Source organism: Streptococcus mitis (assembly GCF_001281025.1).
In the GTDB taxonomy this organism is placed as follows: domain Bacteria; phylum Bacillota; class Bacilli; order Lactobacillales; family Streptococcaceae; genus Streptococcus; species Streptococcus mitis_AK.
This window is the reverse complement of record NZ_CP012646.1, coordinates 1,147,802-1,160,464: the sequence shown is the minus strand read 5'-3', so window position 1 is coordinate 1,160,464 and position 12,663 is coordinate 1,147,802. Positions and strand designations below refer to the sequence as shown.

Annotated in this window: 14 protein-coding genes; 4 read left to right on the top strand and 10 right to left on the bottom strand. The window is 41.1% G+C overall.

Annotated elements, in window-relative coordinates; all coding sequences use genetic code 11:
* Positions 1–6 precede the first annotated feature (6 nt).
* The 3 genes from pyrR to RN80_RS05690 form a co-directional block, all read right to left on the bottom strand.
* The gene (gene pyrR, locus RN80_RS05700) at positions 7–528 is read right to left on the bottom strand and encodes a bifunctional pyr operon transcriptional regulator/uracil phosphoribosyltransferase PyrR (RefSeq protein ID WP_000644747.1); all 522 of its coding nucleotides are present in this window, start codon (positions 526–528) and stop codon (positions 7–9) included.
* A gap of 210 nt (positions 529–738) precedes the next feature.
* On the bottom strand, positions 739–1,368 hold the full coding sequence (gene nth / locus RN80_RS05695) for an endonuclease III (RefSeq protein WP_050261485.1): 630 nt from the start codon (positions 1,366–1,368) through the stop codon (positions 739–741).
* Positions 1,368–1,910 carry a YceD family protein gene (locus tag RN80_RS05690; protein WP_060628125.1) on the bottom strand — a complete coding sequence of 181 codons (543 nt, stop codon included), beginning with the start codon at positions 1,908–1,910 and terminating at the stop codon, positions 1,368–1,370. Before RN80_RS05690 ends, nth begins: the two co-directional genes overlap by 1 nt.
* A 450-nt stretch (positions 1,911–2,360) precedes the next feature.
* Between RN80_RS05690 and RN80_RS05685 the strand changes: the two genes are divergently transcribed.
* Positions 2,361–3,920, top strand: coding sequence for an ATP-binding cassette domain-containing protein (locus RN80_RS05685; protein ID WP_060628122.1), 1,560 nt, complete (start codon positions 2,361–2,363; stop codon positions 3,918–3,920).
* A 211-nt stretch (positions 3,921–4,131) separates the two neighbouring features.
* On the opposite strand, the gene tnpA is transcribed toward RN80_RS05685, so the two are convergent.
* The 3 genes from tnpA to RN80_RS05670 form a co-directional block, all read right to left on the bottom strand.
* Complete coding sequence (gene tnpA / locus RN80_RS05680; RefSeq protein ID WP_033686116.1) at positions 4,132–4,596, bottom strand: IS200/IS605 family transposase; 465 nt, start codon at positions 4,594–4,596, stop codon at positions 4,132–4,134.
* A 231-nt stretch (positions 4,597–4,827) separates the two neighbouring features.
* On the bottom strand, positions 4,828–5,727 hold the full coding sequence (gene htpX / locus RN80_RS05675; RefSeq protein WP_060628119.1) for a zinc metalloprotease HtpX: 900 nt from the start codon (positions 5,725–5,727) through the stop codon (positions 4,828–4,830).
* A gap of 1 nt (position 5,728) precedes the next feature.
* The gene (locus tag RN80_RS05670) at positions 5,729–6,289 is read right to left on the bottom strand and encodes a LemA family protein (protein WP_060628116.1); all 561 of its coding nucleotides are present in this window, start codon (positions 6,287–6,289) and stop codon (positions 5,729–5,731) included.
* 93 nt (positions 6,290–6,382) lie between these two features.
* Here RN80_RS05670 and rsmG point away from each other — a divergent pair, with 93 nt between their 5' ends.
* Positions 6,383–7,096: a 16S rRNA (guanine(527)-N(7))-methyltransferase RsmG gene (rsmG, locus tag RN80_RS05665; RefSeq protein ID WP_060628111.1), complete on the top strand. Its 714-nt coding sequence runs from the start codon at positions 6,383–6,385 to the stop codon at positions 7,094–7,096.
* A 204-nt stretch (positions 7,097–7,300) separates the two neighbouring features.
* Positions 7,301–8,584: a uracil-xanthine permease family protein gene (locus tag RN80_RS05660; RefSeq protein WP_060628761.1), complete on the top strand. Its 1,284-nt coding sequence runs from the start codon at positions 7,301–7,303 to the stop codon at positions 8,582–8,584.
* A 95-nt stretch (positions 8,585–8,679) separates the two neighbouring features.
* On the opposite strand, the gene ffh is transcribed toward RN80_RS05660, so the two are convergent.
* From ffh to RN80_RS05640, 4 genes are all read right to left on the bottom strand, one after another.
* The gene (gene ffh / locus RN80_RS05655; RefSeq protein WP_060628108.1) at positions 8,680–10,251 is read right to left on the bottom strand and encodes a signal recognition particle protein; all 1,572 of its coding nucleotides are present in this window, start codon (positions 10,249–10,251) and stop codon (positions 8,680–8,682) included.
* Positions 10,252–10,268: 17 nt separating this feature from the next.
* Positions 10,269–10,484 carry a hypothetical protein gene (locus RN80_RS05650; protein WP_060628105.1) on the bottom strand — a complete coding sequence of 72 codons (216 nt, stop codon included), beginning with the start codon at positions 10,482–10,484 and terminating at the stop codon, positions 10,269–10,271.
* A 2-nt stretch (positions 10,485–10,486) separates the two neighbouring features.
* Entirely contained in the window at positions 10,487–10,819 is a 333-nt protein-coding gene (locus RN80_RS05645; protein WP_000402062.1) for a putative DNA-binding protein, read from the bottom strand.
* A 90-nt stretch (positions 10,820–10,909) separates the two neighbouring features.
* The gene (locus RN80_RS05640) at positions 10,910–11,287 is read right to left on the bottom strand and encodes a YwiB family protein (protein WP_080983350.1); all 378 of its coding nucleotides are present in this window, start codon (positions 11,285–11,287) and stop codon (positions 10,910–10,912) included.
* Between the two features lie 71 nt (positions 11,288–11,358).
* On the opposite strand from RN80_RS05640, the gene RN80_RS05635 reads away from it, so the two are divergent.
* Entirely contained in the window at positions 11,359–12,663 is a 1,305-nt protein-coding gene (locus tag RN80_RS05635; RefSeq protein WP_060628102.1) for an HD domain-containing protein, read from the top strand.

Sequence of the window (12,663 nt, the reverse complement as noted above, 5' to 3'; positions counted from 1 at the left end):
AGCTTTCTATGCTTCTTCAGTAATCAGAACTCTGTCTTGGCCATCAAGTTCTGCCATCTCTACGATGATTTCTTCAGAACGACTAGTTGGGATATTTTTTCCAACGTAATCTGGACGGATTGGCAATTCTCTATGTCCACGATCGACCAGAACAGCTAAACTTACGCGCGCAGGACGACCATGACCGACAATATTATCAATAGCAGCACGGATAGTACGGCCTGTATAAAGCACATCGTCCACCAAGATAACTTCACGGTCTGTCACATCAACAGAAACCAAAGAAGTATCTTCTCCACTTTTAACATCATCACGGAAAGGTTTCGTATCCAATTCCACAACCGGAACTGAAAGATTTTCTAGCTGCTCCAAACGTTCTTGGATTCGGTGGGCGATAAAGACACCACGAGTTTTAATACCAGCCAAGACGATTTTATTCAAATCTTTGTTACGTTCGATAATCTCATAAGTAATACGCGTAATCGCTCGTTTGACGGTCAATTCGTCTACAACTTCTTTTGCCTTCATGACAAACCTCCAAAAAGAAAAGTCTCCTTAAACAAGGAGACTTGAAATGTATAGCTAAGCAAGCCCTACTGCAAACAGTATAGACTTCACCCTTCTACTTTATCGCTCTCCTTGCCTGCCTCACAGGACAGGTTTAAAGGAATATTTAGTTATCAATTACTATAGCACAAAGCATGCTTAAAATCAAGCAAAAACTTTTGAGTCCCCATCTTATAAATTGCTAAAGTCATATAACTGTGGGTACTGGTCACACTCTGGATTTTTAGGATGACAAATAGCTCTTCCAAAATAAATCATGGCCTGATGGGCAGCTAACCACTGCTCCGGTGGCAAGATATCCATGACCCGCTTTTCCACCTCAAGCGGTGTCGCTGATTTTTTGACGATATTGTGGTGTTTGCAAATACGCTCCACATGAGTATCCACTGCAAAGGCTGGAATCCCAAAGCCCACACTCATGACAACATTGGCTGTCTTGCGACCAACACCTGCAAGACTTTCCAATTTCTCACGTGTTTGAGGGACTTGACCATCAAAATCATCTAGTAACTGTTGGGCACATTTTTTAAGGAATTTAGCCTTATTCCGATACAGTCCCAGGCGAGAAATATGTGAAGCAATCTCACTCTCAGTCGCCACAGACATGGCTTGTGGCGTTGGAAAGGCAGCAAAGAGACCTGGTGTGGCCTTATTTACCGCTGCATCCGTTGTCTGGGCTGACAACATGACCGCAACCAAGAGTTCAAAATGATTGGTAAAATCAAGACTTGGCTTGGCATCTGGAAACAGAGCAATGATTTCTTCTAGCACTTTTCGTGCTCTTTTTTTTGACAAGACCATTATTCGTCTCCATCAAATAGTCCTTTTAAGCCAGCAAAAGGACTGTTTTCTTCTTTCTTAACTGCTTGTTGAGCTTGGTATTCTTCCTCAGTCATGATTTGCCAGTCATTTCCTGAAACAAATCCTTGACCAGCCTCTTCTTCAGCCGTCAAGACCTTGATAGGAATGTTGAGAAGGATATTATCTGACACGCTCTCAGCAAGATCAAGTTCTCCATTTTCGATAGGCAAGACCAAATCATCATCTAGAACTTCTTGGTCCAGCTGGTTGGTTGCGCCTTCCATAAAAACTTCCGTTACTGGATAAGATTCAACTAACTCAACTGGCTCCATACTGCGACTTGAAGCAAGAACAATGGTATAAGATAGTTGATAATCTAAGAAATACATACGGTCTTCGTACTGTACTTTCCCAACTGCAAGGATATCTTTTACATCTAAAATTTCTTGATTGCGTGCACGCAGGTCTGCGGCTAGGTCTAACGTTTGTTCAAAATGCAAGCCTTCAGACTGCTTACGAATTTCTTGAATATTTAATTTCATACTTCCTCCATAAAGATTTACTCTCTTGATTATACCATGAAAAGGCTACAAATCAGCACAGCAAACTTTATAATTAAAATTCGATTTTCAACATATTTACTATGACATTTTGTTTTTTAGTGCTATACTATAGGCAATAATACATCAGAGCAAGGAGGATGCTCACATGGAAGACAAAGAACTCATTACTAATGCTTACCACACGGATTTTAGAGCTTGGAATTGCCAGTTTTCTGTTGACAAAATTTCCTAAAAGGTATAGGATAAAGGTACCAATACTCGGAGGTAAGGGAGACATGAACAACTAAGTCTATCAAATAAAGAACCTTTATTTAGTAGATCTTGTTTTTGTCTCTTTTTGTGTGCTCTTTTATGCTCTTTTTCTGGCATGTTAATAGGGGTTTTTGACATAGACTTTGGGCTCTACTAGGTAAAGTAGAGCTTTTTGTTATGCACTATCGACATTCTAGAAAGGGCAATAATATGATAAACATCAATCATCTAACCATCACACAAAACAAAGATTTACGAGACCTTGTATCTGACTTAAGCATGACTATCCAAGACGGGGAAAAGGTAGCTATTATTGGTGAAGAAGGAAATGGCAAATCAACTTTACTTAAAATTTTAATGGGGGAAGCTTTGTCTGATTTCACTATCAAGGGAGACATCCAGTCTGACTATCAGTCACTGGCCTATATTCCTCAAAAACTTCCCGAGGAGCTGAAAAAGAAAAGTCTACACGACTACTTCTTTTTAGATTCTCTTGATTTAGACTACAGTATCCTCTATCGTTTGGCTGAGGAATTGCATTTTGATGGCGATCGCTTCGCTAGCAACCAAGAGATTGGCAGTCTATCAGGAGGCGAAGCTTTGAAAATTCAGCTCATCCATGAGTTAGCCAAACCCTTTGAGATTCTATTTCTAGATGAACCTTCAAATGACCTAGACCTTGAGACGGTTGATTGGCTAAAAAGACAGATACAGAAGATGAGGCAAACCGTTATTTTCATTTCCCATGATGAAGACTTTCTTTCTGAAACGGCAGACACTATTGTTCACTTGCGACTGGTCAAGCACCGTAAAGAAGCGGAAACACTAGTAGAGCATTTAGACTATGATCGCTATAGTGAGCAGAGAAAGGCTAATTTTGCCAAACAAAGCAAGCAAGCTGCTAACGATCAAAGAGCCTACGATAAAACCATGGAAAAACATCGACGAGTCAAGCAAAATGTAGAAACTGCGCTTAGAGCTACTAAAGACAGTACTGCCGGTCGCCTATTGGCTAAAAAGATGAAAACTGTCCTCTCTCAAGAAAAACGCTACGAAAGGGTAGCTCAGGCCATGACCCAAAAGCCACTTGAAGAGGAAGAAATCAAACTTTTCTTTTCAGATGTCCAACCATTACCGGCTTCTAAAGTCTTAATCCAATTGGAAAAAGAAAATTTGTCCATTGGCGACCGAGTTTTGGTTCAGGGACTGCAACTAACTGTCCATGGCCAAGAAAAAATCGGTATCATCGGCCCAAATGGTGTTGGAAAATCGACTCTGCTAGCCAAGTTGCAACAACTGCTTAGCGCAAAAAGAGAAATTTCGCTTGGTTTTATGCCACAAGATTACCACAAAAAACTGCAATTGGATTTATCACCAATAGCCTACCTCAGCAAAACTGGAGAAAAAGAGGAACTACAGAAAATCCAATCTCATCTAGCTAGTCTCAATTTCAGTTATCCAGAAATGCAGCATCAAATTCGCTCCTTATCTGGCGGGCAACAGGGTAAACTCCTGCTTTTGGATTTAGTCTTGCGCAAACCAAACTTTCTCCTTCTGGATGAACCCACACGAAACTTTTCACCCACTTCTCAACCCCAAATCAGAAAACTCTTTGCCACCTATCCAGGCGGTCTCATCACTGTTTCGCATGACCGTCGTTTCTTAAAAGAGGTCTGTTCAATCATCTATCGCTTAACAGAACACGGTTTGGATGTAGTTAATTTAGACAATTTATAAATTTGCAACATAGCAGATAGGTGGGGCAAAAACACAATTTTAGGAGAAGAGAAAGTAAATCTTCCCACAATCATGACCACCCGTCAAACGGGTGGTTTGTCCCAGGGCTATAAGCCCAAATTACCAGCCAGCGCCTAAAGACGCTGGCTTTCACTTTGTTCAAGCCTTATTGCTCTTGACTCGTCACTTGCCTCTCAAAGAGGCTTTAGTATTACTTACCACTATCCCTAAAGGGATCCTCATATTCTTTTACACTTAATTTATCTAGTGCTATATCATGCTTTTCCTGTTCTTGAATATATTTCTTAATTGTAGCTTCATTAAGCCCTACTGTACTCACATAATAACCTTCCGCCCAGAAATGCCGATTTCCAAACTTGTACTTGAGATTGGCGTGTTTGTCAAACATCATGAGTGCACTTTTTCCTTTTAAATAACCCATGAAACTCGAAACACTTGTCCTTGGTGGAATACTGACTAACATGTGTACATGGTCTGGCATTAAGTGACCCTCGATAATTTCAACTCCTTTATAACTACACAAGCGATGAAATATTTCGCCTAAACTACTTCGATATTGATTATAGATGACTTTTCGTCTATACTTAGGGGTGAACACAATGTGATACTTACAGTGCCACTTTGTGTGCGATAAACTATGAGCCTTTTGTGCCATATTTTTCTCCTTTCGCTTTACAATTGGCTTGAACACCTTTATTGTATCGCGTTCGGAGTTTTTTTGGTATAACCTTCGACGCGCACCCGCATAGCGGGTGGTTGTTTTGTCTCGCACCTAACGGAGCGAGACGGACTAATAGTCACATAATAAAACGCATAATATCAAGTTTTTTGCACACCTGATATTATGCGTTTTTCAGATTTTAAAGGCTTTTTCCCAGCCTTCATTTTACATATGTTTTAAACGTTCAATCCGTTCTGAGATAGGTGGGTGGGTATAAAAGAGTTTTTGGAACCCTCCACCTTTTTTGGGATCATTAATATAAAGCGCACTACTGGCATCATCAACAGGACGACTCATCGGTTTACTATTATCCAACTTACCTAGAGCATTAATCATCCCTTGAGGATTGCGAGTCAACTCAACACTAGAAGCATCAGCTAGGAATTCCCTCTGACGAGAAATAGCTAGTTGCACCAAGGTTGCAGCGAGAGGTGCCAGCACAATAGCTAGTAGAGAAACCACTAGCATAATGATTTCTAAGCTATTTCCTTCTCGGTCATCATCACTTCGTCTGCGACCTGCTCCACCCCACCACATCATACGACCTGCCATACTAGAAAGCATGGTGATGGCACTAGCAAGGGCGACAGCAATAGTCGAAATACGAATATCGTAGTTACGGATATGACTGACTTCATGTCCCATAACAGCTTCTAGCTCCTCGCGATTCATGATAGCAAGGAGACTTGAAGTCGCAGCAACCGCCGCATTTTGAGGGTTAGAACCTGTCGCAAAGGCATTTAAGGCTGGATCATCAATGATGAAAACACGGGGCATAGGAATCTGAGCGACCATAGCCATATCTTCTACTACATGGTAGAGGTCTGGTGCCGTTTGCTCATCCACCTCACGAGCGCCATTCATGGACATGATAATCTCTGTCGATTGAAAAATCATGGACAAGGCATAGATAAAGCCGATAATCAGCGCTATAACCAAACCACCAAACCCAGACCGCATAAAGAGGTAACCAACCGCATAGCCAACAAGAGCTAAGAGTAGGAAAAATACCAGCAACAAAATCCACGTTTTTCGTTTATTGCTTGCAATTTGATCAAACAACATCTTAGTCACCTAAACCGCTAAAATCAACCTTAGGAACTGCCTTTTCCTCTTCTGGTGTTTGAAGGAAATCTGCTGCTTTAAATCCAAATATTCCAGCGATAATATTGCTTGGGAAAGTTTCTAATTTTACATTGTAGTTGCTGACAACACTGTTATAGAGTTGACGAGAGTAAGAAATTTTATTTTCTGTGTTTGTTAACTCCTCTTGCAATTTAACAAAGTTGGCACTAGCTTTCAAATCTGGATAGCTTTCTGCAACTGCAAAAATACCTGAAACCTGACGAGTAAGGGCATCACTAGCTTTCATAGCTTCTGCTGGTGAAGTCGCTGCCGCCACTTGGTTACGCAGTTCTGCCACCTTTTCAAGGGTAGAACCTTCATATTTGGCATAACCTTTTACAGTCTCAATCAAGTTTGGCAAGAGATCATTTCGACGTTTCAACTGAACATCAATCTGACTCCAAGCCTCCTTTGTTTGCATACGATTTTTAACCAAACCGTTATAGCTAACAATCACAAAAATAACAATAAGAGCTAAAACTCCAAGAATAATCCAAGTCATTATATAAGTCCTTTCTGCTTTTAGATTAGTACCAGTATATCAAATTTTTAATGATTGTGGTAAAATAAGATGATACTAAAGAAGGAAAAAGCTATGAAACCAGAAACATTTTACAACTTGCTTGCCGAGCAAAATCTTTCACTTTCGGACCAGCAAAAAAAACAATTTGAACGTTATTTTGAACTCTTGGTCGAGTGGAATGAGAAAATTAATTTGACGGCTATTACAGATAAGGAAGAAGTTTATCTCAAACATTTTTATGATTCAATTGCACCCATTCTGCAAGACTTGATTCCCAATGAAACTGTCAAACTGCTTGATATCGGGGCCGGGGCAGGATTTCCTAGTCTACCAATGAAAATCCTCTATCCTCAGTTAGATGTGACCATCATTGATTCTCTCAACAAGCGCATCAACTTCCTCCAACTTTTGGCTCAAGAACTGGATTTAGACGATGTTCATTTCTACCATGGACGTGCCGAAGATTTTGCCCAAGACAAAAACTTCCGTGCTCAATATGATTTTGTAACAGCTCGTGCGGTTGCCCGTATGCAAGTCCTATCTGAATTAACTATTCCTTACCTTAAAGTTGGCGGAAAACTATTGGCACTCAAGGCCAGCAATGCGCCTGAGGAATTGTTAGAAGCCAAGAATGCCCTCAATCTCCTCTTTAGTAAGGTCGAAGATAATCTCAGTTACGACCTCCCAAATGGAGATCCACGTTACATCACAGTGGTAGAAAAGAAAAAAGAAACGCCAAATAAATATCCACGTAAGGCTGGCATACCCAACAAACGCCCACTTTAAATTTTTTACTAAAAAATGATTTACAAAGTTTACAATTTTTGCTATACTATCACAAGCAAAGGTTTTTAATGTCATCCCGTGAGGTGACGAAGACGCAGAAATACTTGAAACTCTTTAAAGTCTAGATTTTAGAGAAGTCTTACTCTGAGGGCCTATTGCTGTAAAATAATGGGCTCTTTTTTGATGCCCAAAAGTGAGGTTTATATGAAACAAGAATCAACTGTTGATTTATTACTAGACGTTGACCAACGTCCTTCTGCTGGAAAAGGAATTCTCCTTAGTTTCCAACACGTTTTCGCCATGTTTGGTGCGACCATCTTGGTACCACTGATTTTGGGAATGCCTGTATCTGTTGCCCTTTTTGCTTCAGGTGTTGGTACACTGATTTACATGATTTCAACTGGCTTTAAAGTTCCAGTTTATCTAGGTTCTTCATTTGCCTTTATCACAGCAATGTCACTTGCTATGAAAGAAATGGGTGGTGATGTATCTGCTGCACAAACAGGGGTTATCTTGACCGGTTTGGTCTATGTCCTTGTGGCTGCTGGTGTTCGTTTTGCAGGTACAAAATGGATTGATAAACTCTTGCCACCAATCATCATCGGACCTATGATCATCGTTATCGGTCTTGGACTTGCAGGCTCAGCAGTTACTAACGCTGGTCTTGTAGCTGACGGGAATTGGAAAAATGCTCTTGTAGCAGTTGTTACTTTCTTGATTGCTGCCTTTATCAATACAAAAGGAAAAGGCTTCCTACGAATCATTCCATTCCTCTTTGCCATTATCGGTGGTTACCTCTTCGCACTAACTCTTGGTTTGGTTGACTTTACACCAGTTCTTAAAGCTAACTGGTTTGAAATTCCTGGTTTCTACTTGCCATTTAGCACAGGTGGTGCCTTTAAAGAATACAATCTTTACTTTGGGCCAGAAACCATCGCTATCTTGCCAATCGCTATCGTAACAATTTCTGAACATATCGGTGACCATACTGTTTTGGGTCAAATCTGTGGCCGTCAATTCTTGAAAGAACCAGGTCTTCACCGTACTCTTCTTGGTGACGGTATCGCAACTTCTGTTTCTGCCTTCCTTGGTGGACCAGCCAATACAACTTATGGAGAAAATACAGGGGTTATCGGTATGACTCGTATCGCTTCTGTCTCAGTTATCCGTAACGCTGCCTTTATCGCGATTGCCCTTAGCTTCCTTGGTAAATTCACTGCCTTAATTTCAACTATCCCAAATGCTGTACTTGGTGGTATGTCAATCCTTCTCTATGGGGTTATCGCCAGCAACGGTTTGAAAGTTTTGATTAAAGAACGTGTTGATTTCGCTCAAATGCGTAACCTAATCATCGCAAGTGCTATGTTGGTCCTTGGACTTGGAGGAGCTATCCTTAAACTTGGTCCAGTTACACTTTCAGGTACTGCCCTATCAGCCATGACAGGAATCATCTTGAACTTAATCTTGCCATATGAAAATAAAGACTAAGAATCTAAATACATCAAAAAACGAGCATTTCCAATTATGGAAGTGCTCATTTTTCTTCTTTCTAAAAAAGGAAAGCCCTGCGGCCTTCCCTTGTCTTACTTGCGTTTCTTCTTAGCTTTCTTCATTTTATTCGCCATGCGTTTCATGGACTGTTTCATAGCAAATTCACCAATTTTACCTTTTAGTCCGCCACCAAACATCTGGCTCATATCTGGCATTCCTGCCCCTCCGAGAGCTGACAGGTCAGGCATACCGCCTTGTCCCATCATTCCTTCAAGGGTAGACATATCCATTCCTCCCATATTTGGCATATTTTTAGGAAGGTTGTTTGGATTGATTCCCATTTGCTTCATCATTTTGTTCATATCTCCAGACATAACACCTTGCATGAGTTGTTTAGCCTGGTTAAAGTCCTTGATGAATTTATTGACTTCGACAAATGTATTTCCAGAACCTGCAGCGATACGACGACGACGGCTTGGATTTAACAAATCTGGATTTTCACGTTCTTCAGGTGTCATGGAAGACACGATGGCACGTTTACGAGCAATCTGGCGCTCATCTACCTTCATGTTTTGAAGGGCTGGATTGTTGGCCATACCTGGAATCATCTTGAGCAAGTCTTCCATTGGCCCCATGTTTTGCACCTGATCCAACTGATCGATGAAATCATTGAAATCAAAGGTGTTTTCACGCATCTTCTCAGCCATTTCAAGGGCTTTTTGCTCATCGTATTCCTGAGAAGCTTTCTCAATCAGAGTGAGCATATCCCCCATGCCAAGGATACGACTAGACATACGATCTGGGTGGAAAGTCTCAATGTCCGTAATCTTTTCACCTGTACCAGTGAACTTGATTGGTTTTCCAGTAATATGACGAACAGATAGAGCCGCACCACCACGAGTATCGCCATCAATCTTGGTAAGGATGACACCAGTCACTTCCAACTGAGCATTAAACTCACGCGCAACATTGGCCGCTTCCTGACCAATCATGGCATCAACGACGAGCAGAATTTCGTTTGGTTGAGCCAATGCTTTCACGTCACGAAGCTCATTCATCAAAAGCTCATCAATCTGCAAACGACCTGCCGTATCAATCAAGACATAGTCGTTGTGGTTGGCTTGGGCTTGCTCCAAACCTTGACGTACAATCTCAACAGCTGGTACTTCTGTTCCAAGTGCAAAGACAGGCACATCAATCTGTTGCCCTAGAGTTTTGAGCTGGTCAATAGCCGCAGGACGATAAATATCCGCCGCAATCATCAAAGGACGAGCATTTTCTTCTTTCTTGAGTTTGTTGGCCAATTTACCAGCAAAAGTTGTTTTACCAGCCCCCTGCAAACCAACCATCATGATGATTGTAGGAATCTTAGGTGACTTGATAATCTCAGCCGTATCAGAACCTAAAACAGTTGTCAGTTCCTCATCAACGATTTTAATAATTTGTTGCGCAGGATTAAGGGTATCAATGACCTCATGCCCGACTGCACGCTCACGAACTTTCTTGATAAAGTCCTTTACAACAGGCAAGGCAACGTCGGCCTCAAGCAAGGCCAAGCGAATTTCTTTGGTTGCCTCTTGGACATCAGATTCAGAGATTTTTCCTTTTTTACGTAGGTTTTTAAAGACGTTCTGCAAACGTTCTGTTAAATTTTCAAATGCCATTATTTTCTCCTATTTTTTCAATTCAGTGGAAATCGTCCAAAATGTTGCAAACTCTCTAGTTCTTCGGTTGTGACTTCTTTAATGATTTCATTTGGATATCCCCAACAGCTAAATCCTTCTTTAAGGGCTTGAGGAATAGAATCAGGTGAGAGAATTTGTAGTCTTGTAGGAAATGGTTCCTCTGCAGCTAATAGTTTGCAAGGTATTCCTTTATAGACAACAAGATTTTCCATGATTACTCCCTATTATCAATACTGGTCAAAATCTCAATTTGCTCTTGCAGAAAAGCATCCTCTGGATAACGCTCCAAAATCTGATCAAAAATTTGACTGCGAACAATGTAGTCCGAGTACATGTGCAATTTCATCTCATAATCTTCCAGAATCTTTTCTGTCCGCTTGATATTATCATAGACAGCCTGACGACTGACACCAAACTCCTCGGCAATCTCAGCAAGGCTGTAATCATCAGCGTAGTATAGCTCGATATAATTCATTTGCTTATCTGTCAAAAGCGCCGCATAAAATTCAAAGAGCGCATTCATACGATTGGTTTTTTCGATTTCCATAACTTTTATTATACCAAAAAATAGCCTAATCTACCACACTAGGAAGCCAATCCAAGAAGATAGCTAGCTAAATTTGAAAAAGACATGAGACTAGCCCCAAGTAATTTCCAATTGATAGCTGGCAAAGGGATGTCCCTCTTGGTTTTGTAGTTGATAATCTAGCTCAATCTTTTGTCCATCCACTTGATAACGATTCGTTTGGATAACAAACTCCTGCATACCCATAGGTGTCGGAATATAGGCTAAACTATCGCTATCCTTTAGAAAGCGCATAATGGTCTTGGGATTGGAAAATCGGCTCATCACAAGTTCTTGACCATGAAATTTAATAACCACTTTTTCCTTTTCCTCATTATAGAAAAGCAGGTAGCTATAATCTCCTTTTTCATGCACTTCCACGTCATAAAGCTGGTCAATCACTTCCAACTGCTCATCAAACTGAATCGTATTTCGCATCCGAATCTTCACATCAAGTCCTCTTTCTTGTCTCTTGTCCTACTATTTTACCAAAAAGAGCAGGATTTTGCTATAATGGTCATATGAACGAAAAAGTATTCCGTGACCCAGTTCACAACTACATCCATGTCAATAATCAAATCATCTATGACTTGATTAATACAAAAGAATTTCAGCGTTTGCGTCGTATCAAACAACTGGGAACTTCCAGTTATACCTTCCACGGTGGAGAACATAGTCGCTTCTCTCACTGTCTAGGAGTCTATGAAATTGCACGACGCATCACGGAGATTTTTGAAGAAAAATATCCTGAGGAATGGAATCCTGCCGAGTCTCTCTTGACCATGACTGCTGCTCTCCTACATGACCTTGGTCATGGTGCCTACTCCCATACTTTTGAACATCTCTTTGATACAGATCACGAAGCCATTACTCAGGAAATCATCCAAAGCCCTGAGACAGAGATTCACCAAGTCCTGCTACAAGTGGCGCCAGATTTTCCAGAAAAGGTTGCCAGCGTCATCGACCATACCTATCCTAACAAGCAGGTCGTGCAACTCATTTCTAGTCAGATTGATGCAGACCGTATGGACTATCTCTTGCGCGACTCCTATTTTACAGGAGCTTCTTATGGGGAATTTGACCTGACACGTATTCTCCGAGTCATTCGCCCTGTCGAAAATGGTATCGCCTTTCAGCGCAATGGCATGCACGCCATCGAAGACTATGTCCTCAGTCGCTACCAGATGTATATGCAGGTCTATTTCCACCCTGCAACACGTGCCATGGAAGTTCTCCTACAGAATCTTCTAAAGCGCGCTAAGGAACTCTATCCTGAAGACAAGGACTTCTTTGCACGAACATCTCCACACCTCCTGCCTTTCTTTGAAAAAAATGTGACCTTGTCTGACTATCTGGCTCTGGATGATGGTGTGATGAATACCTACTTCCAGCTCTGGATAACCAGTCCTGACAAGATTCTTGCAGACCTGTCGCAACGCTTTGTCAACCGCAAGGTCTTTAAATCCATTACCTTTTCACAAGAAGACCAAGACCAACTCGCTAGCCTGAGAAAATTGGTTGAAGATATCGGCTTTGATCCAGACTACTACACTGCTATTCATAAGAACTTTGACCTCCCTTATGATATCTATCGTCCCGAATCTGAAAATCCGCGAACACAGATTGAGATTTTACAAAAAAATGGAGAACTGGCCGAACTCTCTAGCCTGTCTCCTATCGTCCAATCCCTTGCTGGCAGTCGCCATGGAGATAATCGTTTTTATTTCCCGAAAGAAATGTTGGACCAAAACAGCATCTTTGCAAGCATTACCCAGCAATTTTTACACTTGATTGAGAACGATCATTTTACCCCAAATAAAAACTAG

Bases quoted from the DNA above. Each gene is read 5' to 3' on its own strand.
- ffh (WP_060628108.1), bottom strand. From the start codon at position 10,251: ATGGCATTTGAAAATTTAACAGAACGTTTGCAGAACGTCTTTAAAAAC.
- RN80_RS05660 (WP_060628761.1), top strand. From the start codon at position 7,301: ATGAAACAAGAATCAACTGTTGATTTATTACTAGACGTTGACCAACGT.
- RN80_RS05650 (WP_060628105.1), bottom strand. From the start codon at position 10,484: ATGGAAAATCTTGTTGTCTATAAAGGAATACCTTGCAAACTATTAGCT.
- pyrR (WP_000644747.1), bottom strand. From the start codon at position 528: ATGAAGGCAAAAGAAGTTGTAGACGAATTGACCGTCAAACGAGCGATT.
- tnpA (WP_033686116.1), bottom strand. From the start codon at position 4,596: ATGGCACAAAAGGCTCATAGTTTATCGCACACAAAGTGGCACTGTAAG.
- RN80_RS05685 (WP_060628122.1), top strand. From the start codon at position 2,361: ATGCACTATCGACATTCTAGAAAGGGCAATAATATGATAAACATCAAT.
- RN80_RS05690 (WP_060628125.1), bottom strand. From the start codon at position 1,910: ATGAAATTAAATATTCAAGAAATTCGTAAGCAGTCTGAAGGCTTGCAT.
- RN80_RS05635 (WP_060628102.1), top strand. From the start codon at position 11,359: ATGAACGAAAAAGTATTCCGTGACCCAGTTCACAACTACATCCATGTC.
- htpX (WP_060628119.1), bottom strand. From the start codon at position 5,727: ATGTTGTTTGATCAAATTGCAAGCAATAAACGAAAAACGTGGATTTTG.
- RN80_RS05670 (WP_060628116.1), bottom strand. From the start codon at position 6,289: ATGACTTGGATTATTCTTGGAGTTTTAGCTCTTATTGTTATTTTTGTG.
- RN80_RS05645 (WP_000402062.1), bottom strand. From the start codon at position 10,819: ATGGAAATCGAAAAAACCAATCGTATGAATGCGCTCTTTGAATTTTAT.
- rsmG (WP_060628111.1), top strand. From the start codon at position 6,383: ATGAAACCAGAAACATTTTACAACTTGCTTGCCGAGCAAAATCTTTCA.
- nth (WP_050261485.1), bottom strand. From the start codon at position 1,368: ATGGTCTTGTCAAAAAAAAGAGCACGAAAAGTGCTAGAAGAAATCATT.